The organism is Shimazuella sp. NTD250 (genome assembly GCF_059510375.1).
The window spans coordinates 184699-207867 of the sequence record NZ_JCAJZS010000005.1; the positions used below are offsets into that span (position 1 = coordinate 184699).

A 23169-nucleotide genomic window follows, 5' to 3' on the forward strand; every position below is an offset into this window, starting at 1 on the left:
CTTACATAATGATAAAAGCTTTCAAGAGATTGGATTGATTTGATATGCGAATATTGCGAAAAAAACTTGTATCTTCTCTACTTATTACAATACTTATTTCCCCGATACTCCCTTTTTCTGATGCTGATGCAGAAGAAGTATCACGTGAAAAAATTCAACAACATCTACAAAACAAAGAAAATGTATTGAATGAATTAGCAGAACAAGATCAAGAATTACAACGCTTTGTAGAGGAGATAAACCAAACCAATACAAAAATCAATAAAATCCAACAACAAGCTGCTCCTATTGAGTTAAGACTTACCAATGCAGAGAAAGAAATGGAAAAATACGATCAGATCCTAAAAAAGCGAATTCGTTTGTTTTATGAACAAGGCCAATTCAACTATACATCTCAACTTCTGGAATCTCAAAGTTTCGGTCAATTTCTAAATAAACTGGAAACAATTCGGATTATTATCAAACAGGACACTGCCTTAATTGAAGAAAGAAAAAAAGTAGTAGAAAAAATCAAAAAAGAAAAAAGTAAATTTGATGTCTTAGTCTCAGAACAAAACGAACAAATAAAAAAATCGAAAGTTGCATATGACGCATTAGTGAAGGAAATTCAAAAGAGCCAAAAGGATCTTCATAATTTGGAGGCTTTTGAAGAACTACATGAGGATGAATTCAGTCAAATCAATTTAGAAGATTGGAAAAACGGAAAACTTCGCTTTCCATACAATGGTAAAATGCAACGTCCTTCCAATGGACCCACTAACTCACAATGGGGATATCGAAATCATCCCATTTACAAACGACCTATCCTGCACCAAGGTGCAGATTATGGTGGTGGAACAGGGACTCCCATCTATGCCGCAGGAGATGGGGTTGTAGTATCAAGTGCCCCAGCTTCTGGATATGGCTGGTTAATTACCATCTATCATGGTGAAAAAAATGGAAAACATGTCTTCACTCGATATGCACATAGTTATCCTAATCAAGTAAAAGTACATGCGGGAGAAAGAGTCAAGGCTGGCGAAAGAATTTCTTCGGTCGGAGCAAATGGTAACGTTACTGGGCCCCACCTACATTTTGAAGTAAGATATGGCAACGGAGAAAAACCTCCTTCATCCGACCCTAGAAAATGGATTTCGTGATATATAGAAAGACACCTAGTAATAGAAAAAAGAGATTGATGTTTCAACATCAATCTCTTTTTTCTCCGAACATCCTTTTTAAATCCCTTTAAGAGGACGATAAGCCGGTTGCCACATAGCATCTTGGACTGCTTTTTCAACATCTTCTGGAATCTTTCGCGCTACACCATCCTTAATCGCAGCTTGCACCACATGAGTAGCCACTTTTATGGATACTTCTCTTAATTTTTCCACTGGCGGTAATAGAGAAGCTCCCGGTTTGGTTATTTCTACTAATTCTGCAACTGCAACGGCTGCCACTGCCAACATGTTATCTGTCACCCTCTCTGCTTGTGAGACGATTGTACCTAAGCCAATACCAGGAAAAACAAATGCATTATTGGCCTGACCAATTTCGTATGTATCACCATTATAGGTCACAGGTTTAAAAGGACTACCAGTGGCTATGAGAGCTCTGCCTTCTGTCCAGTATATTAAGTCACTGGGAATTGCTTCTGACGAACTAGTCGGATTAGACATAGGTAAGATAATAGGGTGATCGACATTAGCTGCCATCTCACGAACGATTTCCTCTGTAAATGCACCACCAACTGTTGAAGTTCCAATCAAAATCGTTGGATGTACTTGGCGAACCGCTTCTTGAAAACTGATAGTTCTATCCGTCGTAAAACTCCAATCGGTTACTTCACCTAAAGACCTAGCATAAGGACGTTGAAAATTAGCAAGGTTTTCCATATTTTCTACTAACAATCCAAATCTATCGATACACCAGAACTTACGATTGGCTTCCTCTTTTGATAACCCGCCACGGATCATCTCATCACGAATCTGCTCTACAATGCCAATACCAGCTGAACCAGCACCAAAAACCACAATCCGATGTTGTTCCAATGGGATTTTAGAAGCTCGAACAGCTGCCAGTACCACAGCTAAGGAAACAGCACCTGTACCTTGAATATCATCATTAAATGTACAATATTTGTTTTGATATCTCTCTAAGATTGGTCTAGCATTAAGCTGTGCAAAATCTTCCCAATGCAGCAGAGCATTTGGAAACATACGGTTAGCATTTTTTACAAAGGCATCAATAAAAACATCATATCTTTCTCCACGTACTCTTGGATGACGTCTCCCAATATACAATGGATTTTCCAATAGACTTTCGCGATTCGTTCCAACATCTAAAATAACTGGAAGTACTCTACTGGGGTTTATTCCTCCAGCTGCTGTGTATACGGTGAGTTTTCCAATAGCAATATCGATTCCCCCTATTCCCCAGTCTCCAATTCCTAAAATTCTCTCCCCATCTGTAGCAACAATTAAATCAATGTCGTCTGAATGGACCCTTAAATTTTGGAATGCCTCTTCCATTCCATCTTGGTCATCAATAGAAAGATATAAGCCATTTGGCCCACGATATACTTGACTATACCGCTGGATTGCTAAACCAATAGTTGGTGTATATACAATCGGCAGCATTTCACTTATATGATCGGTCACCAAACGATAAAACAAAATCTCATTACGCGATCGTAATAGACTCAAATAAACATATTTACTAAGTTCATCAGGTTGTTCTATAAATTGTTCGTATGAACGTGATACTTGTTCTTCAAGGGTTAACACAGCAGGTGGAAGTAATCCATTTAAGCCAAGTTCCTGCCGTTCTTCCATAGGAAAAGCTACCCCTTTATTTAACTTAGAAGATTTTAAAATACTGCGACCTCGTAGTGTTGTTTCTTGTTGATCCTGCATAAGATTCCCTCCAATCAGTTCCATTTAGATAAAAATTTTCTTTGAATAAAAATAAAAAAATAGAAGCGTTTTTTCTTTCCTTCCAAATAACACTCAAATACTTACCTTTTTTACTACTACATTAGTGCTATCTTATGAAATGAATCGCCAATTTTCAAGAAAACATATTCTACCTATTTATTCAAATCCGCTTATACAACAAATATACTCATATGCAAAATATATATAAAAGTATCCCAAACACAGCACAGCTTATTTCATGTAGGATATGTTCCTTGAAGCTATTTCTTTCAGAATCGTATTTGCTTGATCAACAGTTCGTTGAACTATTGTCTTCGCAGAGCTGTCAGTGACTAAACGAAGACCTTGTCCAGCCCAGAGAGACATATACTCTGGATTATTCGCATTTGCAGCTGCTTGGCGAATATCTTTTGTCATTGCATTTTGAATGGGATATGCAGGTATAGTGTTAGGAAAATGTTGCATTTCACTCATAAAGGTTGTTCGAATCCCACGCGCATCTTTGCCTGAAAATGCACGTGTTATTTCGGTAGCATCTTCATGTTCCAACAAAACTTTTTGTTTATAAACATGATGAGCACCGCTTTCTGGGCAAGCCAAAAACGCAGTACCCATTTGTACAGCAGATGCACCTAATACAAGGCTTGAGACAAGCCCTCTTCCATCCATAATCCCACCTGATGCGATAACTGGGATCGACGCTTGATCTACTATCTGCGGTACGAGAGCCATCGTTCCTATTAGAGAATTAGAACTATTTTCTAGAAATGTACCTCGATGTCCTCCCGCTTCACTTCCTTGAGCTACAATAGCATCTACTCCTGCTTGTTCCAATAGTCTAGCTTCATCAACTGTAGTCGCAGTACCAATTACAACGATTTTTCTGGATTTCATTTCCTCTATTAGAGATCGTGATGGTATGCCAAAGGTAAAACTAAATACAGAGATATTTTCTTCCAATAGTACTTGAACTTGTTCCTGAAACGACCCTTGATACTTTAAAATGGCTGGATTACGGGAGATGCCCAGTTCTGTACGATATTTATTGAGATAATCTGTCATTTTACTTATAGTTTCGTTCGATTCTTTGGGATTCTCTGGGACAAATAGATTGACTCCAAATGGACGGTTTGTCAATTGCCTGATCTTATGAATTTCACTACGAAGATGTTCAGGTGCTAAATATGCTGCTCCCAAACTTCCTAATCCACCTGCGTTTGAAACTGCGGCTACTAAGGCAGGAGTAGTTGGACCACCTGCCATCGGAGCTTGTATAAGTGGAAAGCGAATATGAAGAAGACGGGTTAAGTCTGTCTCAAGCATTTTTTTCAACCTCCATAAAATGATTTTTAATCAATCAAATTTATTCTAATACAAAAATGCAAATCTTAATGAGACAATATCTTTCATTAGATTAGGAATTATTAATAAATTGCACGCACCCATTAATATTTATAATCAGATATGCTTTCAAAAACAATAACCGAAAAAATTTAAGAGAACAAAGTTGTACTGTGTATGGGTTGAACTTTCGATTCTGGGTTCATGTAAGCCTTTGCATTATTAACAGCTGTAGACCCCTCTCCAAAACCAGTCACAATAAGTTTGACTTTTCCATCATAGGTACATATATCTCCTGCTGCATAAATACCAGGTATATTTGTTTCTTGTCTTGAATTGACGACAATTGCATTTTTCTCTAGCTTTAGACCCCATGATTTAATTGGACCGAGAGAGGACACAAAACCATAAAAAACAAGAACATCATCTACATCAATCAGTTCTTTTGTTCCATTTTTACTATGTTCAATAACTACTTGCGAAATGCTTTGGTTTCCAATCAACTCGATCGGAACATAAGGTGTTTTTATTTGCACAGCAGAATTTATGAGTAATTCCATACTATGCTCATGTGCACGAAATTTATCACGACGGTGAATCAATGTCACTTGTTCTGCAATTGACTCTAACATCAGTGCCCAGTCAACAGCCGAATCTCCACCCCCAAAAAGAACCACTTTCTTTCCTGCAAATTCATTTAAATCTTTAACAAAGTAATGCAGGTTTGCAGATTCATACATCTTTGCGTTATTTAATACAATCTTTCTTGGTTGAAATGCACCGTTTCCAGCTGTAATTATAATGGTTTTTGTATAATGAACTGTTTGATTGGTTGTTAGTTTAAAAATATCATCAGATTGTTTTTCCACTTGTTCAACTGCTTCATCCAAACAAACAGTAGGTTGAAATGGCTCCATTTGTTTCTTTAAATTATCCACTAGTTCTTGCGCCCTTACCTTTGGAAAACCAGCCACATCATAAATATATTTATCTGGATACAATGCAGTTAGTTGTCCTCCTAACTGCGGTAGACTTTCTATTATTTTAACCTTTGCTTTCCTCATTCCTGCATAGAAAGCTGTGAATAGCCCTACAGGTCCTCCTCCAATAATGGTAACATCATAGATTTCATTTTCTGATGACATTTTACTCACCTCTTTATATTACTTACTCTACTTGAGCAAAAATAGATACAAAAAATCCCAAGCGAAGATATGCACCTCAGACAAGGGCACAAGTCTCGCTACGTCACTTCGTTCCTAGTCTCGCTTTGCACGGCTGTAGCGTCCTTTGTTGCTCTTTACAACAGATGCGGAAGACGTGCATATCAAGCGGATTTCCCATAAAATGTTAGTGAATTTACTCATCTGGAGTTACTTATATATCATCCATGAATTTGTACTTTATATGTTTATATACCCTTTTATTCCAAAGCCAATTCCAATTTAAGATCCTTCTCTCACTTCTATCGATTCTTTGCGGACTTTCAAACGAATTTCGTTCTGTTCGCTAAAGCTTATTTTTGTTTTTGATTGCGAAGAACAAATATTACATAACATACTCCTACATCCGTTAATAAGATAACAGCCCCATGGTAACATCCATAATTGTCCCCATGCTAACCCCAATAAACAAGAGTTAAACTTAATTGGGTCAAAGACTCATTTGCATATAGTTCCTTCGCTAAAATTGGTTGCGAAAGTGGACCGATTACAGTCATAAATCCAAGCACCATTGCTATCCATAAGCTTTTAGAACGAGAAAAACGAAATGTAATTTATATTTTTATCCATAAACTCGAATTTCCTCAGCTAAGCTAACTGCTCCTATTTATTTAAGTTTTTAACAAATTTACTATTATATTTGTTGGACTTTGTATCTATTATCAGTATAATTAATTTATTATTACATTTATTCATTTACCAGAATATATTCTTATTATTTAACAACCACTCTATATATATTGAAAAATTGACTTCTAGAATAGAAACACCACATTTTCTTCTTTCGAAATGATAGATGTATGCAATAAATAAGAGCCAAGCTCCAAGAAGGGAAACTAAAATCATGTATAAAACAATGACTTTCTTCCGAAATATTGAAGAGGAAAAATTTAGAGAGCTTTATCTAGAAGAACTGTTACCCATTTTTTACAACTTACCAGGTTTCGTTTGCACAGATGTAACTTCTATTTCTTATAATAAACCAGGTATGTCCGAGAAAGCTGCGAATGTTCAATATATAATTGAAGCTCACTTTGAAACGTTAGAAACAATGAACAATGTATTAACCTCTCAAGAAATTGTTCAAATGATGGAGACAGCTTTAACAGAAAATGCTGGAGATATCTTCTTTTATACAGGTAAGACTGCACGTATTTATTCAGATGAATCCAAAGAAAAGTATCATAAACTTGAAACAAAGGGATCTATAATTGATGATTACTCAGGAGGAACACTCAAAACCTATCAATACAATAAATAAAAACAAATACATATTATAATTAACAGCAAATTCATCTCTAATTACATTCAAAGTACAATAATGCAAAATTCCCCAGCTATGAGTTCGATATTATATCGGACTCATTCTTTTTATTTTCTTTTATTCCAATTGTTTAAAAATGCAATAATCTTTTTTTACATATCCAATCCTCTTAAATGCATCTATCTTTATGTTACTCCACATAAGTTTTTATGATCTATCATCCTTTTTTTTTCGCATAATAATACTTAGAAAAGATGATACGACAAATATAGTACTACCAAGGAACAATGGAATAAAATGACCATAACGAAATCCGGCAAATATACTGCTTATCGATATGATAAAAGGAAGGATTCCCAATGCTGTTGTCCAAACAAACGCTTTTTTGTTTATTTGTAATAGACCAGCCCCATAGTTTATTAAATGATAAGGAACTAATGGTACAAATCGTATCCACAAAAGTCCGAAATCTCCCCGTTTTTTAACCCATTCATCTACTTTTCCTAGGTATGGTTTAGTAAAAGGTTCAATGATGGGACGAGCGATCCAAGTTGATAGATAATAAGAAAGAACTGCTCCTAATACCCCACCAACCCATGTGTAAAATCCGCCTTCCACCACACCATATATTTCGATAAGAAAAATAGAAACAAATTCACCTGGCACAGGTATCGCATTTACAATCGTTTGAATGACAATGCCTAAGATAATGCCAAAAACACCTAAATTACGAATGGATAACAACCATTCTTTTGCAATTCCAGTATGAACAAAGTAAACATATAGTGCTGTAAGAAGTAAGAAAAGAATCAAGCTTCCAACAAAAAGGTATCTAAGTGCTGGCGAAACACGTTGATATCGAAACTCCAATTTCGTTCTCCTCCTATTCTGTTTTCTGACTTAACCAATTGTATATTTTAATTTTCGAGTTTTCTTATGATTATGTTTTGTTTTAAAAATAACTTCTAATGATGAAAACAAAGATTCTTTTGGATAAAATTGTTTGGAGTTATCTCTCATCTTTTTAAGTAGTGTGATATCTGTCAACAATTCTGATAGATGAACCGTTAAATCCCAAGGGGTTTTGGCATAGATTGCCACACCTGAACGAACGAGAAATTCAGCATTATCTTGTTCCTGACCAGGAATTGGTTTGTATAGGAGCATAGGTAACTCCATAGCAATTGCCTCAAAAGTGGTAACTCCTCCCGGTTTAGTAATAACCAAATCTGAGATTGCCATGAGTTCATGAACATAATCAATGTAACCTGTAAAATGAATGAAATGCTTGGTTCCCTTCAGTTTCTCACTCAATTGAGTTCGGAGTTTTTCATTATGTCCACAAACAATGATGAATTGTACTGGTTGTGGTAGGGTAAGAAAGTCCAAAATAGTATTATTTCCATCACCAATCATCCCACAACCTCCTCCCATCACTAGTACTGTAGGCATATTTGAATTTAAACCATACTTTCTTATAAGTTCCCCGCGTTTAAAAGACTGTGTAAATTGTGGTCGAAGGGGTATCCCTGTGGCCGCAATTCGCTCTTTTTCCACTCCTAATGCGATCAATGCATCGCGAACACTTCTCGAACCGACAATATATTGATCTGTATAAGGATAAATCCAAGAACTATGGTCGGTGTGATCCGTAATAGTCGTCACTGTAGGGATATCTACCAACCCGTATGATTTCAATTTTGACATCAAAGCTGCTGCCAATGGAAACGTACTAATTACAATCGATGGTTTCACTTCTTTGATCCATCTCATTATTCGTCCGATCCCTGTCGAAAAAACCTTTTTCATTATATTGGAGAGTGGGTTTTCTCTCCTAGTCTTTTGATATAAATAACCATACACATGAGGAAAGATTTTCACTCCTTGGAGATAAAAAAAACGACTCAGATGATTCACATAAGGGTGGACGAACTCCATCGTATCAATAATTATTGGGTCCCAATGTGGAAATCGAATTTTCATTGCATCTTGAAGTGCGTTTGCTACTTGAATATGTCCGTCACCGAAACTTCCTGTTAGAATCAATATCTTTTCTTTGTTTCCAGTTTTCATAAATTTTCTCCTTCAAATGTAATCTTTATCATCATTTGTTTTTCATTTGATTTGCCAAGCACCTTTCATCCTTCACTATAAACAGAATACGAACTTGTTTTTTTGGCAACTGCTTTTTCTGTTCTATGATCTAAGGACAACCATTCATACATAAATTCCACTCCTTTGAACAAGCATTCAACTAGTAAAATAGCAGCAATTACATCTATAATGACGTGTTGTTTGATGAACAAAGTTGAAAGAATAATGCTAGTGGAGCAACATCTGATAATCCATTTCATCCATAAATTTTTCACTAAGCTGTTACGCATGGCTCGGATCATTAAATAACTGCTCATGACGTGAATACTTGGAAAACTATTGTATGGATGATCGATTTGATATACAGACTGAAGAATTCGAGATAGAAAATCATGCCCTGTGATATCTGGACGAACCGGACTTTGCGTTTGAAAAAAATAATAAATAAAAAAGCAAACCAGCAAACCTAAGTCAAAAACGAGTATTATTTGAAATGCAAGTTTTCGATCAGAAACACAAAAATAAACCAATGTTATTAATAAATAACCAAACCAAGCAACGTACGGAATTACAAAAATTTTTACAACAGGAATGGAATTATCTATAGTCGTTACTAGCGTATGGACACCACGATCAGGTGTATTTAAATAAGGATAAATTGTCATGATTGCTGGTATACTGAGCAGAAAACAAAGAATACCAACTAATTTCCATTTTTCATTCATTTTCTTAGTCCTCCTCGTCTGTATGCCATACTACAAAAAAGTTCTTAAGGAAAAATAATATTCCATCTGAAGAACATCTGAAAAAACAAGAAGGAAATTCAGAAATAATTAAGAAATACCTTGTGTTTTCCTTAAGATTATTAGCGTAAATTGTAAGGCAGAGAAAGGAGTTCTTCTCGTGGCGCAAGAAACGATTCTCATCATTGATGATGAGAAAGAAATCCGTGATTTAATAGGGATTTATCTTACAAATGAAGGGTTTAACGTCCTGAAAGCAGTAGATGGATTGGAAGGATTACATTATTTAGAAAACGAAACCATCCATTTGGTGATATTAGATATCATGATGCCTCATATGGATGGAATTCAAGCGTGTATGAAAATAAGGGAAAATAGAAATGTGCCAATTATCATGTTATCTGCCAAATCACAGGATATGGACAAGATCATGGGATTGACCACTGGTGCCGATGATTATGTAACAAAACCGTTTCAACCACTAGAATTAGTGGCTAGAGTAAAGTCACAACTTCGCCGCTATCTGCGCTTAAACCAATCAGATGGAAATGCTCATAGTAATAGTGCACAGCAGATGGACGTTATTTCTATAGATGAGCTTTTGATCAATGTTACTTCCCATGAAGTCACAGTAGCAGATAGGAAAATCAAACTGACACCAAGAGAATTTGCTATTTTAGAGCTTTTGGCTCGCAATCCTGGTATGGTGTTCAATACAGAAAAAATCTATGAACGCGTTTGGAATGAATCTTTCTATGAATCAGAAAATACTGTCATGGTCCATATTCGTAATTTGCGTGAGAAGATCGAGGAGAATCCAAGAGCACCTCGGTATATAAAGACAGTATGGGGGGTTGGCTATAAAATTGAAGAATAACAAGCGGTTTTTCCCCATCCGCCTCTTTAATAGCAAATATATAGATAGTCTTGTCCAACAAGTGAGGAGAAGCGTACGAATTCAACTTATATTGGCTTTTACGTTTTGCATTCTAGTTTCAATGTTAATCGGTTTCGTATCAAGCCCTTTATTCGTAAATAACGAACGCAGACTCGATTATACTGAAGGAATAATAACGATTGATGAAAGTGCACGAAACTTAGTTCAACAATTTGATCAGATCGATAATGATATAAATGGATTTATAAAAGAAATAGGAAAAAACGACCCTATTTTCAAAAAAAGGTTTCTAAATCGGTCACTACCAACGAAAAAGACGAATGAAGAGTGGTTATCTGTACAGAATAATGAGAAATCGGTTTATCGCTTAACAAAACATGAATTAATTCTTTATGTAATCAACAAATCAAAACAACAAAATAATTTTCAAGCCTTCATTGCCAATACAAATGGAGAAGTTCTATATCAATCACAAGGAGTGAATGAGACAAAGGTAGATATTCGACATATGATTGCCAAATCCCAAAAGCCTCTAGATGGTCATGAGAAACACCCAATTGTAACAAGAATGTATCCTATGAACCTAAGTGGAACAAAAACCTATTTAATTGTCAGTGGCGTTCCTAAAGCAAAAGTTGTATACGGAAAAGAGACAGGATTTACTCCTTATTTACTAGGACTTATATCTTTTCTTATTTGTTTCTATCTTATAACCAAACGTAAAATGAATGAAATTGAGGAGATTGCTCTTGGATTAATAGAAATAGCAAAAGGAAATTTAAAATTTCGTATTCCAGAAAAAAGTAGAGATGAACTAGGTTCACTCGCAATCAACATTAATTATATGGCTTCGGAATTAGATCAGATGATTGAAAAAGAAAGACAAACAGAAAAATTAAAAGATGAACTCATTACCAATGTCTCACATGATTTGCGTACTCCACTCACTTCGATCATGGGGTATATAAGGTTAGTGAAAGATCATCAATATAAAAACCAAATCCAACTTGATGAATATGTCGATATTGCTTATGGGAAATCGGAACAATTAAAAAAATTGATAGAAGATTTATTCGATTTTACTCGTTTAAATGGAGAAGGTGTACAACTAAAAAAAGAAAAAGTGAGTCTCAATCAATTGTTAAAACAATTGATTGACGAACTAGACCCCATTGCCAAGGAAAACAACGTCACATTTATTAAAAATCTCCCTAGTGAACCAGTCATGCTGGAAGTTGATTCGAATCTAATGGTAAGAGCTTTCGAAAACATCCTTACCAATGCGATCAAATATAGTACGTACCCTGGAAAGATTCAAATAGAAATGGTTAAGACTAAACAATACATTCAAATCACTACTTCAAATCCATGTGAAGAGATGTCACAAGAAGAGGTCAATCGATTATTTGATCGATTTTATCGGGTTGATAAGTCCCGCTCTTCAAGTAAGTCTGGTGCAGGACTCGGATTGGCAATTACCAAAAGTATTATCGACTTACATCATGGAAAGATTCATGTAGATTATAAAAATCAAGTTATTCGACTTACTATAAACTTACCATTCTTTCATTAAAATCTTCACGATTATGTAAAGGAGATTCTATTTTGAAAAAAGATAAACGAGTATTTATACCAGTTATATTGGTCACTCTTATTTTTCTTTTCTTTGTTGGATATTCAGCCTATAAAACTTCCCTTCAGCCACCAGGAAATCCTCAGGGTGTACCGCCAAATGGTATACAAAATGTAAAAGAACAAAAAGGATTTGACTTTACTATCTTTGGAAACGCAGCAATTGCACTCGGTGCAATCAGCTATTGGTGGTTACTATTCAAGAAAAAACTAGCTTCTCCTTTCAAACCCTTAAAATTATGGGGAAAAAGACTATATGCTATTCATACTTTTACAGGATGGATCGCATTAATCCTTGTGGTTATCCATGGTACCTACTACTTATTTACCAAACTTGATGATCCCAAACTATTAACCGGCATTGCGGCTTTACTAATCCTACTTACCATTGCCATCTATGGTTGGTTATATCAGCGTGTAAAGAATAAGTTTATCCGTACCTCTCATTTTATCTTAAGCCACATTTGGTTCATTGCTTTACTCATCCATGCTGGAGGATTTTTCTTCTTCATGGTCGCAGTTACCATTGTATTATGGGCAGCCATAACATGGATAGATAAGCGAAATAAACAAGCAGTCTCTTAACTATATTTTAGAAAAAAAATAGCGACTATACTTGAATAAGTCTCGATTTTGACAACAAAAACAAGGGATCACATGGAGAATACAGAGATCCCTTGTTTTGTAATACATCTTGTGCCCTAAAAATCTATTCCATCAATTCATTTACTATTCTTACAACTATTACATATCCATACGGTAATTTTGCAGAAAAATCCGTTTGTAATAATGAAGCTACTCTCTTTTTTATTAGATCTTTTGCATGATCGATACTAGAGCAAACTGCAAGTAAACTTAAGTTATTTTGCTGATGTTTTGGATATTCCCAGAGAAGACATATCTCTTCTTCCTTTTCTTCTAAAATCCCTGAGCTACATTCAACTTCTATTTTTCTATCATATAAGAAAATAGCTTCTGTCCAATGGCCCCATGTTTCAGCGGAGTTTCCCATATATACAGGTTTACTCAAAGTAAATACCCACCGTTCAAACGGTACTTCGTTTTCTTCAAAAGGCCACACTTTATGTTCATCGCGATAGATAGGTGAATGGTACAGCTCTTCAACAACGGCCACATCATCATAGGAAAAGTTTTCTCCATGAAATCGTTGAACCTCTAGATAGTTAATCGCTTCCTTTTCATTTTGTGCAACAATCCATTCTCGGAAATAATTTTTATGTTCTACTCTGAAATATTTCACAAGTATCCTCACTCTTATTTTTTCAGTGTTATCTTTACTTTTACCACTTCAAACATTCCAAAAGAAAATGAATTATGATAGCCTACTTAAAATAATGGTCCATTTTTGTGCTTCCAGTTCAAATGGATCGTTTTTAGGCAGTACATCTTCTGGGAGTGGTATCTCTTGATAACTTGGCCATAATATACACATATTTTTATGGAAAGATGTTTCCCGATCAAGATTCTTACCATTTAAGCTGATCCACTGTGTATAGAAAGAATTGTCTTTTATTCCTTTTGCAGTTGTAAATTCATTTATATACTCTCTCATAATTCCTTTTCCAACTATTTCATCTAATTCTAAAAAATAAACCATATTATCTATTGAATTTTGATAAGAGGGAAACTGGATACTTTCAAGGGAACAATAGGCTGTATAATCATGGCGAACAGCTACAATACGGTGTTTTTTCATTCTAGCTACATGAATTAACTGATTTAAATTAACAGTAAGTTGTTCCTGGACTTCTTTATGACTTTTAACCCTTTCCTCTAGATGTTTTGCAAGATATCTTTTTTTCGATAAGGGAATGTTTTCATTTAATAAATCACAGATCGTCTTAATGGCACCAAAATACAAATTTTCATACTTCTCTTGATAAGATTCGATTTTAAAAACTTGCTCATCAACCTGAATAGGTTCCATGATTTCTCTTAAATCCATGTACTTTACAATATAATCTGTCATCAATTCTAAATTTTTTCGTTTCATTTGATTCTCTCCATTAGGTTCTGCAACATACACTCACTCTTCCATAATACAGGATGATGATTTCATAAAAAATTTTTAATTGCTATAATCTTTTTGAAACAAAACACATGAAACTACACCGCCTAGTAATATTTTATTCTACTATTGATATATCAAACAATACTTCTTTTGCATTATTACACATAAATAAAGCAATATTATCTTATAATTGGCATTCTCTTTTTAAGCTCAAGTATACAGTGTTATTAACATACATAAGTAAAAAACTCTTTTGCAATGAAAAGAGTTTTTTACTTATGTAACAAAATATTAAGTTGACAGTACAAGTGTTAATTATTTTCATCTTTGAACATTACTAAAAAACCAAAAATAGTGGTTATCACAACACCTATTAAGGTAGAATATGATATTTGTATTCGTGGATCTAATAATTGAAATAAAAAGGTAAAACAAGGTGCTAATGAACTTATGATGAGAACAGAAAACGGGCTACTGTACTTCATGCTAGATTGCATAAGATACATAGGTAAAACAGTTCCTGTAAATGTTATAAAAATAACCCCTATCATATCCATCAAAGGAATAGCTTGATAATATTGATTGAACCAGACAACGATGCCAGAAATGATAATGATCAAATAAAAACGATGAGCTAATATTTTAGAAGAATTCCATCCTTGATTACTCACTTTTTTCAAGAAAAAAGTGAGAGCAACATTACCAATACCAGCAAGAAAAGTGAAAAGCAGACCAAGAAAAAGAATAGAAGTTGATTGAACGATGATACCCGATTGCCCTTTCATAGAAGCCCAAGCAAGAAATAAACCACCTACTAATATACCTGTTCCTGCTATCAATTGTAGGAATGGAGTTTTTTTCATTGGAAGAGTCAATTTGGTAATCAGAAGTGCCACAACAGGACCAATTCCCCACATGATAGAACTTACAACTGCTGGCTCAACATATTTTAGAGCACCATAGTAAAAAATGAATGTCATTGCAGTGATGAGATTGATAAAAAAAACATCCATCCAATCCTTCGAAGATACTGGAACTTTGACATTTGTGTTTTTAAGTGTTGTTAATTCAATAAATAAAAAAAACAGAAATGTAATAGTAAAGCTCACGAATACAAAAAAATAAGGGTTAAAATTCTGAACAAACATACCATAGTAAACTTGGCTACTTGAAATGCAGAGAGTTGCACATAATAGCAAAATAGTGCCTATAATTTGTTTCGGTATTCGATGTATTATGCTTTTCATGTCCATCCTTCTTATCTATAAAATAATTTAAAAAATAAATTTTAACACTATTTATAAACTTGCTATTTTATTTTACAGCACAACTATCATAACTTTATTACAGATAAATGAATATCTTTTAAAAAAAGAAACAAGCTTGATGGTTAGCTTGTTTCTTTTTCATATATATAAATTTGTTTTCTTCTGTTCTGACTTACTCCCAGAAAGAACTCTTTTAAATTACTGACTAAAATATACAAGTTGACTTTTTCTACCTATATTTTGAACCGTTATCCTCTTTTCGAATAACGGTTCCTATGTCAACTTATACCACAACAGGAACAGCGTGTTTTTACTTTTTGTTCTGTCCCGAGAACTGCTTTAATCCAGAAGAGGAAATAAGCGACGCTTTCGATAGCGTATACATACTCCACTCCGTTTTCTGTGACAGTAAATTGACCATCAGAATCTTCTCTAAAGCAAATGGGTTTGTTGTCCTTAGACAAAGCAACTGTATGCATGACTAACTCCTAAATTGCTTACAATATATTGTATATATTTCTTTTTTTGTTATAAATAGCACTAATTAGTCATTTCAAGAAAGTTTATTATTTTGGCACTAGGAACATGTGTTCATTCTTTTATCAACAGTCTTTTTCAATCATATTTCATTTTCTGATCAATATATCCGGGCGTAAATAAGTCATTCCATCTTTTTCAATCGGTATATAGACCCAATTCCCAGTGTGAGTTAAGAACTGATTTTCTGATTCCAAAACAATTAAGGTATCTTCTGATTTAATTCCTTGAATAGCAGGATTCCAAGCAAATGCCTGATTTAACTGAACAGTGTCCTTTGTATCAGGAACTGCTAGAAACTCACGAGAAGCATATCCAGTTGGACCGCCTTGATGTAAGAGACGCCAATCGTCTGGATACCCAACTTCTTCATATGTATCAATACCAATTTGTAAAACATCCTTTATTGGTACATTTGGCCTTGTAGCCGTATTCATTGCAATATCAATTTGCGCCAATTTTTGTTTGTTCTCTTGTAATTGATTTGGTAGCTCTCCAAAATGAACAAAGCGTGTTACATTTCCTACCAATCCCCACATTTCTGCACATAAAACAATCATTGCGTAGCGTTGAATTTTTTTATTGGTAGGAATTGGATGTCGATATTTGAAAATCCTCTCATCGGTAGCTATTAATACAACTTGCGGCTTTATTCCATCTTTTATCACTTTAGCTGATAGATGTGCTGCGATTTCATATTCCGTCCAACCAGGTTCCAATTCGCGACAAGTTGATTCAGTAGCAATAGCTGCTTTCTGACATAACCAGCGGTAACGTTCGATTTCATCATTTGTTAAAGTGTATCGAAGTTTGGAGATTTCCTCACTCATCTCCAGTAATGTGTCAAAAGAAACATCAGTGGCAACTCTTTTTCCTTCACATAATTGTTTAATCTTCGTCTCTGTTCCTTCCACCCAATCGGCTATGATCCATTCAAAATCCATCCCCTGTAATTCTTCGTCTTGAATACGAGCTGATTCCATCTTTGTAGTAATACAGTACTTTTTATCTCGAAAGATGAGAAGGTCAGCTACACCCACTTCACTGGTATGTAAGATATGATTATTCTTTCCACCTGTTATCCAAGAAAAATTTGCCCGTTTCCTTAACAGTACACCATCTAACTCTTTTTCCTCCATGAAGGTTAATAATTTTTCTAAAGGTGTTTGAATTCGCATCAGCTTGTTATCCTCCATAAAGCTTCAACTCTCCTATCATTTAATTGAATACATATAATGAACGTATCAAATCTTTGCATACCGGTTCATCAAAACAGTACAACATTTCATCCATCATTAAAGAATTTGACAGTATCCCTTACGGGAGTGGGGGCAAGCTGGCTGACGATTCACCATCCTAGCTTGCCCCCTAATTTATAACAAATGAATGTAACCCACTCATCTTTATTCTACTAAGTTAAAAACATAATTATCGAGTAGTGTTTAGCGCTTTCCTGACCTTCCTTGCAAAAATCAATGGTTTTGCAATAGATTCGATATTGACATAGATCAAACGTGGTCGATCAAATAACCATTCGTTGTGGATCGACGAAACTTTTATCTTTTGATTACGTATTACAGAGGTAAATCGCTCTACTTCAGTCTGTAGTAATGCGACTCTGCCTAAACATAGAGCTCTACCGCTTCTTTTGTCTCTTGACTCAAACGAGAAAGAAGAAGTCACTCCAAATCTTTTCCCCAAAATGGTTGTATGGATTTGATTCCTTGATATGGTTGCTACACATTTCCCACCCGCAAATCCAGGTTGCCCACCTACAATTTTTGCAAACTTCCGACAAAGCGTTCTATTATTGTTCATCGTAAACCGATACCTCCTGTTCCCTATACGATATGAGATAGCGAACAGGTTCGAATCAACATGCGTCTACTTAAAATGGTTTTGAACTACTGACACTGGTTAATTCAAGCAAAGAATCCATTTTTTCTGTTTCTTTTCTCAAATGTGGTACTATTCATCTATGAACGAGGATAATCTGCAAAACCTAATCGTCTCCACAATTGCAATCCCCACAATCACAGTCTCCCAAATCGCTACAATCGCCGCATGCTTCCCCACTTAGAAAACCACAGCTCCCACAGACAAAATAATTTCCGCAGTTACTGCCGCCATCATGATCGTGGTGATGGTGTCCATGATGATGATGGTGCCTTCTCCGCCAAAAAAACATAGGTATTGCCCCAGATAAAAGGACAATGGAAGCTCCTTCAAGTATTACGCCTCCAAATAGAAAATGTACTCCACTTATCATCAAAATGAAAAAAGTTATTAAAGAGAGAAAAAACAATCTTTATTCTCCTTTCTCATCCTATAAATTTAGTTTATTTTTTAATTATACTATACTATGAACAAAACAAAGATAGTGGTAGCAAGACATATTACATAAAGACAATAAATAAATACTTCGACTATAATAGTTAAAGAATATCAAAATAAAATTTATTCATGATGTGAAATTGAGATAAAACCTCTCTTGAAGTAAGAGAGGTTTTATCAAATACCACAATATCCATGAAATCTCGTGTTTTTTTAATTCATCTTGTTATTAAATTACTTTCCTTTGGAAGGATGTGAATAAGTTACAAAGTCAGGTTCGGAACCATGAGGAATCCCCATTTCAACTAACGCATTATATAATTTCCGTTTATCCGATGCATGAATGACGACATAATCTGCCCCATTAATAGAAACACCATTGCTAGCACTCGTCCCTCCTAAAACACCGCCTTCGAACTGCTCGATATTTTTCTTAGGAATAGATTTATACAGATTTGCTAAAGGCAGAAAATTTGATGGTGAGATATCATAAGTCAGATTATCACCTATTGCGTTAGCAATTCCAGAAACATCTGTAAGAGAACTAAAGCTACTTAGTTTTGCTATGACTTGCTCCATTACTTGTTGCTGGCGAAGATTTCGACCATGATCTCCATTTGGATCATTGTGCCGTTGGCGAACATAAGGAAGAGCACATTCCCCATTTAAATGCATAGGACCAGTTTTAAATCTACAAACGCGATCGAACGTACTGATATGGAAGCTGTAAGGAACATATACATCTACCCCTCCAACAGCATTTACAAGATCAATAAATCCTTTAAAATTGATATGTGCGTAATAATCAATGGATACTCCACCTAAGAAATTAGAAACAGTATCAAGCACATTCTGTGTAGGGTCTACCTTCTTATTGGTAAGCCCTCCGTAAGCATAATTATAAGCAGCATTAATTTTTGTACGCACACCATTTGTATTCGCGATCGGTACGATCGTATCACGTGGAATGTTAACAATTAGTGCTTTTTTCTTTTCTGGATTTACTGCAAGTAACATTAATACATCCGTACGTTCCCCAAAAGCATCTGGGTTATTTAATTTTTTCTCATCAGAATTGTAGTTATCCGTTCCCATAAAAAGAATCGTAAATGGCTTATCCATTGTTACAGGAGCTGAGCGATATTGGGATACAGGAGCTTGTTTGTATCCTTTACCAAGAGCATTCCAAAACGTAAAGAAGATATAACCGACGATACCGATAACAATGATGAATAAAATCAAGAGGCTCCACATCAGCCATTTCCTCTTCTTTTTTTTCTTTATCTTCTTTACTCTGGAAGGTGTTTTTTTCGGTTTATATTGGTTTTCTTCCATGATGTTTTCCTCCTTGTTGTTCATACACCTTTCGAAAAGGGAACAATTGTTGTCAAGTCAATTTGTCATCAGCTTCCAAAACCATTACTCCATTGAAACAGTTTAACAATCAAACCTAATTCAGATTGCTCCATGATTAAAAGACCGTTTTTCGAAAGAAAAGTTCATTTTTATGTCTGTTAATTTATGGATTCATGTAATTATTATAAGATTGGTTAAATCACATAACTCGTTACTCATTAACAATCATAGTCTGTCTATGTACTTGATAAGGCTAAGTCCATATTGAATTCGGATTCAGTCATTATAGCAAGTCTTTTCATCCTCGATATGACCTGAACGATTTATTTTTGTCTTCAGGTATTTTTCATTATACTCTGATATGTCTCCCCATAATGGTACTCTTCCTGATACAGGTAAACCAGCACTTTTTAAAGCCCCTAACTTTTTGGGGTTATTAGTAATGAGGGTAACCGTTTTACTTCTCAACACTTTTAAAACCTGTATAGCGTCACTATAGCTTCTTGAATCATCGACAAAACCAAGTGCTTGATTTGCTTCGACCGTATCATAACCGTTTTCTTGAAGGATATAAGCCATTGCTTTACTAAATAAGCCAATGCCTCTTCCTTCATGATTTGCTAAATAAAATATAGCACCAGTGCCATGTTCAACAATCATTTTCATCGATTGTTTTAGTTGGAATCCACAGTCACATCTTTTACTACCAAAAATATCTCCTGTATGACAAATCGAATGCATACGAATAACTGCCTCGTCTCCATTTTCAAAATCGCCATAAATGAGGACACTTGATTGTTGAAATTCAGCTAAGTTAATAGAAGATAATTTCTGAACGATTCTTTCAAAGTCCTTTGTTACCTCATCACAATTTAGCCAACAATACCATTTGAACTCAACCGTTTCTCCATATAAATTTACAGGAAGCTGAATAGGTCCAACTAAATAAATAGCCCCTTTTGTAGTTCTAATGAGTTGAATTTTGTTTTCTAAAACAGAAAGAACTTTGGAATTAAGCTTAATTTCTACCACCATATCACCCCTTTGTTTTTATTCTGCGCTATTTAGAGTTTCTTATTAATATTGCGTATATAAATTACTCAAAATTACAAATTCATACATTTGGTGAGGACAGATCTGTTTAAGACATTTTCATATATCTAAACTTAGCATAGTAGCTTTAGTTCCGTTAAATTTGAACATAAAAAAGCACTTGTACGATTTATTGTCAACGAAACATTTTCATCGATTTACAAGTGCTGTTTATTTACAAATTTTTAGTAGCATAGTATTGTTAGTAAGCTCGGGAAAACCAAACTGTATGTTTTGCCTTTTGACCACAAGTGATACAAGTTTCCTTCTTTAATGGTGGTTCAAATGGGATATTCCGACTTGTGAAACTAGTCTCTTCTTTTACTTTCGCCTCACAGGCTTCCTTACCACACCATCCAGCCAAAACCCAACCAGCAATAACATGATCCTTCTCCGATTTTATAATGTGTTTTATAAGTTCATCGAGAGTATCAATATGCAAGTGAGAATGTGTAGATTTAAATTGAACTGCCTTGTTGAACATATTGGTTTGGATTTCATCTAAGAGACTTTTTACCCTTTCTACCAAGTGATCAATCGGAATCGTTAATTTCTCTCCTGTGTCACGACGAGCAAGAATAACTTGATCATTTTCCAAATCGCGAGGTCCTATTTCAACGCGTATCGGTACACCTCGCATTTCCCATTCATTAAATTTCCAACCTGGTGTCTCCTCACGTATGTCTGTTTTTACTCTTATTTCTTCTCTTTTTAACTCAGTTACAAGATGATCTACTTTATCCAAAACCAATTCACGTTTCTTACCAGATCCAATTGGAATAATAATTACTTGTGTTGGAGCTACTCGAGGTGGTAACACTAACCCTTTATCATCACCATGAACCATAATCATAGAACCAATCAATCGAGTTGAAGTTCCCCAAGAAGTTGTATGGACAAATTTTAATTTATTGTCACGATCAAGGAACTTGATATCAAATCCCTTGGCAAAGTTTTCTCCCATATAGTGTGAGGTTCCAGCTTGAACTGCTTTTCCGTCCTTCATCATTGCTTCCACTGAATATGTATCAACTGCTCCAGCAAATTTTTCGCAAGGTGTTTTTTGTCCCATCCAAACAGGAATAGCAAGTTCTTGCTCAATTACCTCTTGGTATATCTCTAACATTTGCAAAGTTTCGTGGCGAGCCTCTTCTTCATTCGCATGCGCTGTATGCCCTTCCTGCCAAAGAAATTCGGATGTACGAAGAAACGGCATTGTCCTTTTTTCCCAACGAAAAACGTTCGCCCACTGGTTGATCAAGACAGGGAGATCCCGATAACTTTGTATCCATTGACTGTACATATGTCCAATCATCGTTTCAGAAGTAGGACGAAGTGCTAATTTCTCTTCTAATTTCTCTCCTGCAGCTTCTGTAACCCAAGGTAATTCTGGACTAAAGCCTTCTACATGCTCTTTTTCTTTCTCAAAAAATGACTCTGGTATGAGCATTGGAAAATAAGCATTTCGATGACCTGTCTCTTTAAATCTTTTATCCATTGCCTGTTGAATCCGTTCCCAAAGTTCATACCCATCTGGTTTAAATACAATACAGCCCCGTACAGGTGTATAATCCATTAAATCCGCTTTTCGAATGGTATCAATATACCAACGTGAAAAGTCTTCCGATTGTGGAGTTATTTCTTTTAACAAACCCTTTTTCACTGACACAAATAACACACTCCCAAGTGCAAAAAATAATGGTCTATCCTCTTTGATTGTTGTTATGTTTTATGTAGTTACAATATTTAAAAACAAATGTATTATTAATATGAATTTTATTATAGACTAATTTGGCTAAAAAAAGAAATTTGGCGGGGGTTTCTTATCACAAAAAGCAGAGAATCTGTTTGATCTAACAAATCGGATTTTGAGAAGTTGAATATTTGTTTATTTCACATTGGTATTCTTTTTCTTTGCTAATTTCTAAAGTAGTGTAAGTATTTAATCACTTTGCTTATTGTTTTCACCATTCATCGATTGATGCTGCTGTAGGTCTGCTTTAATCGATTGCACTGATTTCAGATCATTCATCGTGAATGGATTTTGACTATATGGATTCCGATGATTTTGTGGCCATGTTGCATAATAGTTAACAGTAAAGTTGGTTACCATTGTCCTCAGTTGTGGGATTTGAGATAATTTATAGATTTGTTCTGCCTTCTGCTCAATACTCTGGTTCCTATCCAATAAATGCACGTAGATAGATGTATGCGAAAGAATCTTCTTCAGTTTATTTTGGTAATCTTTTACTGATCCTGTATAAGTTACAAGATTATTCTCAGTACTATGAAACGATACATTCACTTGCAAAATCATATTTTTGATCTTTAAACGCGATTGTACAAGACGCTGGAGATCGTAGGCCATATATTGCTCCAAATAATCATTGTCAAATTTATTGGAAGGAAAAAGCAATGGAAAATTCACACGAAACCGTGA

22 protein-coding genes are annotated in these 23169 nt (G+C 35.0%); 5 read left to right on the forward strand and 17 right to left on the reverse strand.

Annotation, left to right across the window (positions count from 1 at the left end; translation table 11 throughout):
• Positions 1–44 precede the first annotated feature (44 nt).
• Positions 45–1139, forward strand: a complete 1095-nt coding sequence (locus AC5WOF_RS14295; protein ID WP_496050620.1) for a peptidoglycan DD-metalloendopeptidase family protein — start codon at positions 45–47, stop codon at positions 1137–1139.
• Positions 1140–1217: 78 nt separating this feature from the next.
• Here AC5WOF_RS14295 and AC5WOF_RS14300 read toward each other — a convergent pair whose 3' ends face one another.
• The 3 genes from AC5WOF_RS14300 to AC5WOF_RS14310 form a co-directional block, all read right to left on the reverse strand.
• Entirely contained in the window at positions 1218–2894 is a 1677-nt protein-coding gene (locus AC5WOF_RS14300; RefSeq protein WP_496050621.1) for an NAD-dependent malic enzyme, read from the reverse strand.
• A gap of 252 nt (positions 2895–3146) precedes the next feature.
• Positions 3147–4238 carry an NAD(P)H-dependent flavin oxidoreductase gene (locus AC5WOF_RS14305; protein ID WP_496050622.1) on the reverse strand — a complete coding sequence of 364 codons (1092 nt, stop codon included), beginning with the start codon at positions 4236–4238 and terminating at the stop codon, positions 3147–3149.
• A 170-nt stretch (positions 4239–4408) separates the two neighbouring features.
• Entirely contained in the window at positions 4409–5401 is a 993-nt protein-coding gene (locus tag AC5WOF_RS14310) for an NAD(P)/FAD-dependent oxidoreductase (protein WP_496050623.1), read from the reverse strand.
• A 922-nt stretch (positions 5402–6323) separates the two neighbouring features.
• On the opposite strand from AC5WOF_RS14310, the gene AC5WOF_RS14315 reads away from it, so the two are divergent.
• A complete protein-coding gene (locus AC5WOF_RS14315) occupies positions 6324–6740 on the forward strand; it encodes a hypothetical protein (protein WP_496050624.1) in 417 nt (138 codons plus the stop codon).
• 210 nt (positions 6741–6950) lie between these two features.
• Here AC5WOF_RS14315 and AC5WOF_RS14320 read toward each other — a convergent pair whose 3' ends face one another.
• The 3 genes from AC5WOF_RS14320 to AC5WOF_RS14330 form a co-directional block, all read right to left on the reverse strand.
• Positions 6951–7613, reverse strand: a complete 663-nt coding sequence (locus AC5WOF_RS14320; protein WP_496050625.1) for a TVP38/TMEM64 family protein — start codon at positions 7611–7613, stop codon at positions 6951–6953.
• 30 nt (positions 7614–7643) lie between these two features.
• Positions 7644–8816, reverse strand: a complete 1173-nt coding sequence (locus AC5WOF_RS14325) for an MGDG synthase family glycosyltransferase (RefSeq protein ID WP_496050626.1) — start codon at positions 8814–8816, stop codon at positions 7644–7646.
• 65 nt (positions 8817–8881) lie between these two features.
• The gene (locus tag AC5WOF_RS14330) at positions 8882–9562 is read right to left on the reverse strand and encodes a phosphatase PAP2 family protein (protein ID WP_496050627.1); all 681 of its coding nucleotides are present in this window, start codon (positions 9560–9562) and stop codon (positions 8882–8884) included.
• A 178-nt stretch (positions 9563–9740) separates the two neighbouring features.
• On the opposite strand from AC5WOF_RS14330, the gene AC5WOF_RS14335 reads away from it, so the two are divergent.
• Genes AC5WOF_RS14335 through AC5WOF_RS14345 form a run of 3 tightly spaced genes read left to right on the forward strand, consistent with a single transcriptional unit; the run spans position 9741 to position 12695 of the window.
• Complete coding sequence (locus AC5WOF_RS14335) at positions 9741–10457, forward strand: response regulator transcription factor (RefSeq protein WP_496050628.1); 717 nt, start codon at positions 9741–9743, stop codon at positions 10455–10457.
• Complete coding sequence (locus AC5WOF_RS14340; protein ID WP_496050629.1) at positions 10447–12051, forward strand: HAMP domain-containing sensor histidine kinase; 1605 nt, start codon at positions 10447–10449, stop codon at positions 12049–12051. The genes AC5WOF_RS14335 and AC5WOF_RS14340 overlap by 11 nt, the downstream gene beginning before the upstream one ends.
• A gap of 32 nt (positions 12052–12083) precedes the next feature.
• Positions 12084–12695 carry a hypothetical protein gene (locus AC5WOF_RS14345; RefSeq protein WP_496050630.1) on the forward strand — a complete coding sequence of 204 codons (612 nt, stop codon included), beginning with the start codon at positions 12084–12086 and terminating at the stop codon, positions 12693–12695.
• Between the two features lie 124 nt (positions 12696–12819).
• Here the strand turns inward: AC5WOF_RS14345 and AC5WOF_RS14350 are convergent, their stop codons facing one another.
• The 11 genes from AC5WOF_RS14350 to AC5WOF_RS14400 all read right to left on the reverse strand — a co-directional run bounded on the left by AC5WOF_RS14350 (position 12820) and on the right by AC5WOF_RS14400 (position 23157).
• Positions 12820–13371 carry a hypothetical protein gene (locus tag AC5WOF_RS14350; protein WP_496050631.1) on the reverse strand — a complete coding sequence of 184 codons (552 nt, stop codon included), beginning with the start codon at positions 13369–13371 and terminating at the stop codon, positions 12820–12822.
• Between the two features lie 72 nt (positions 13372–13443).
• The gene (locus AC5WOF_RS14355) at positions 13444–14124 is read right to left on the reverse strand and encodes a hypothetical protein (RefSeq protein WP_496050632.1); all 681 of its coding nucleotides are present in this window, start codon (positions 14122–14124) and stop codon (positions 13444–13446) included.
• Between the two features lie 329 nt (positions 14125–14453).
• The gene (locus tag AC5WOF_RS14360) at positions 14454–15395 is read right to left on the reverse strand and encodes an EamA family transporter (RefSeq protein ID WP_496050633.1); all 942 of its coding nucleotides are present in this window, start codon (positions 15393–15395) and stop codon (positions 14454–14456) included.
• 293 nt (positions 15396–15688) lie between these two features.
• On the reverse strand, positions 15689–15889 hold the full coding sequence (locus AC5WOF_RS14365) for a hypothetical protein (protein WP_496050634.1): 201 nt from the start codon (positions 15887–15889) through the stop codon (positions 15689–15691).
• 147 nt (positions 15890–16036) lie between these two features.
• On the reverse strand, positions 16037–17143 hold the full coding sequence (locus tag AC5WOF_RS14370; protein WP_496050635.1) for a M24 family metallopeptidase: 1107 nt from the start codon (positions 17141–17143) through the stop codon (positions 16037–16039).
• A 232-nt stretch (positions 17144–17375) separates the two neighbouring features.
• Entirely contained in the window at positions 17376–17765 is a 390-nt protein-coding gene (locus AC5WOF_RS14375) for a DUF1259 domain-containing protein (RefSeq protein ID WP_496050636.1), read from the reverse strand.
• A gap of 258 nt (positions 17766–18023) precedes the next feature.
• Complete coding sequence (locus tag AC5WOF_RS14380; RefSeq protein WP_496050637.1) at positions 18024–18176, reverse strand: hypothetical protein; 153 nt, start codon at positions 18174–18176, stop codon at positions 18024–18026.
• Between the two features lie 339 nt (positions 18177–18515).
• A complete protein-coding gene (locus tag AC5WOF_RS14385) occupies positions 18516–19616 on the reverse strand; it encodes an LCP family protein (protein WP_496050638.1) in 1101 nt (366 codons plus the stop codon).
• Between the two features lie 297 nt (positions 19617–19913).
• Complete coding sequence (locus tag AC5WOF_RS14390) at positions 19914–20669, reverse strand: GTP cyclohydrolase II (RefSeq protein WP_496050639.1); 756 nt, start codon at positions 20667–20669, stop codon at positions 19914–19916.
• A 262-nt stretch (positions 20670–20931) separates the two neighbouring features.
• Positions 20932–22398: a proline--tRNA ligase gene (gene proS / locus AC5WOF_RS14395; protein ID WP_496050640.1), complete on the reverse strand. Its 1467-nt coding sequence runs from the start codon at positions 22396–22398 to the stop codon at positions 20932–20934.
• A 273-nt stretch (positions 22399–22671) separates the two neighbouring features.
• Complete coding sequence (locus tag AC5WOF_RS14400) at positions 22672–23157, reverse strand: hypothetical protein (protein ID WP_496050641.1); 486 nt, start codon at positions 23155–23157, stop codon at positions 22672–22674.
• Positions 23158–23169 lie beyond the last annotated feature (12 nt).

What these genes read in the sequence shown, in the direction of transcription:
- AC5WOF_RS14315 (WP_496050624.1), top strand. Translation starts at nt 6,324, where the DNA reads ATGTATAAAACAATGACTTTCTTCCGAAATATTGAAGAGGAAAAATTT.
- AC5WOF_RS14360 (WP_496050633.1), bottom strand. Translation starts at nt 15,395, where the DNA reads ATGGACATGAAAAGCATAATACATCGAATACCGAAACAAATTATAGGC.
- AC5WOF_RS14355 (WP_496050632.1), bottom strand. Translation starts at nt 14,124, where the DNA reads ATGAAACGAAAAAATTTAGAATTGATGACAGATTATATTGTAAAGTAC.
- AC5WOF_RS14370 (WP_496050635.1), bottom strand. Translation starts at nt 17,143, where the DNA reads ATGGAGGATAACAAGCTGATGCGAATTCAAACACCTTTAGAAAAATTA.
- AC5WOF_RS14385 (WP_496050638.1), bottom strand. Translation starts at nt 19,616, where the DNA reads ATGGAAGAAAACCAATATAAACCGAAAAAAACACCTTCCAGAGTAAAG.
- AC5WOF_RS14305 (WP_496050622.1), bottom strand. Translation starts at nt 4,238, where the DNA reads ATGCTTGAGACAGACTTAACCCGTCTTCTTCATATTCGCTTTCCACTT.
- AC5WOF_RS14330 (WP_496050627.1), bottom strand. Translation starts at nt 9,562, where the DNA reads ATGAATGAAAAATGGAAATTAGTTGGTATTCTTTGTTTTCTGCTCAGT.
- AC5WOF_RS14310 (WP_496050623.1), bottom strand. Translation starts at nt 5,401, where the DNA reads ATGTCATCAGAAAATGAAATCTATGATGTTACCATTATTGGAGGAGGA.
- AC5WOF_RS14295 (WP_496050620.1), top strand. Translation starts at nt 45, where the DNA reads ATGCGAATATTGCGAAAAAAACTTGTATCTTCTCTACTTATTACAATA.
- AC5WOF_RS14300 (WP_496050621.1), bottom strand. Translation starts at nt 2,894, where the DNA reads ATGCAGGATCAACAAGAAACAACACTACGAGGTCGCAGTATTTTAAAA.
- AC5WOF_RS14325 (WP_496050626.1), bottom strand. Translation starts at nt 8,816, where the DNA reads ATGAAAACTGGAAACAAAGAAAAGATATTGATTCTAACAGGAAGTTTC.
- AC5WOF_RS14375 (WP_496050636.1), bottom strand. Translation starts at nt 17,765, where the DNA reads ATGAACAATAATAGAACGCTTTGTCGGAAGTTTGCAAAAATTGTAGGT.
- AC5WOF_RS14365 (WP_496050634.1), bottom strand. Translation starts at nt 15,889, where the DNA reads ATGCATACAGTTGCTTTGTCTAAGGACAACAAACCCATTTGCTTTAGA.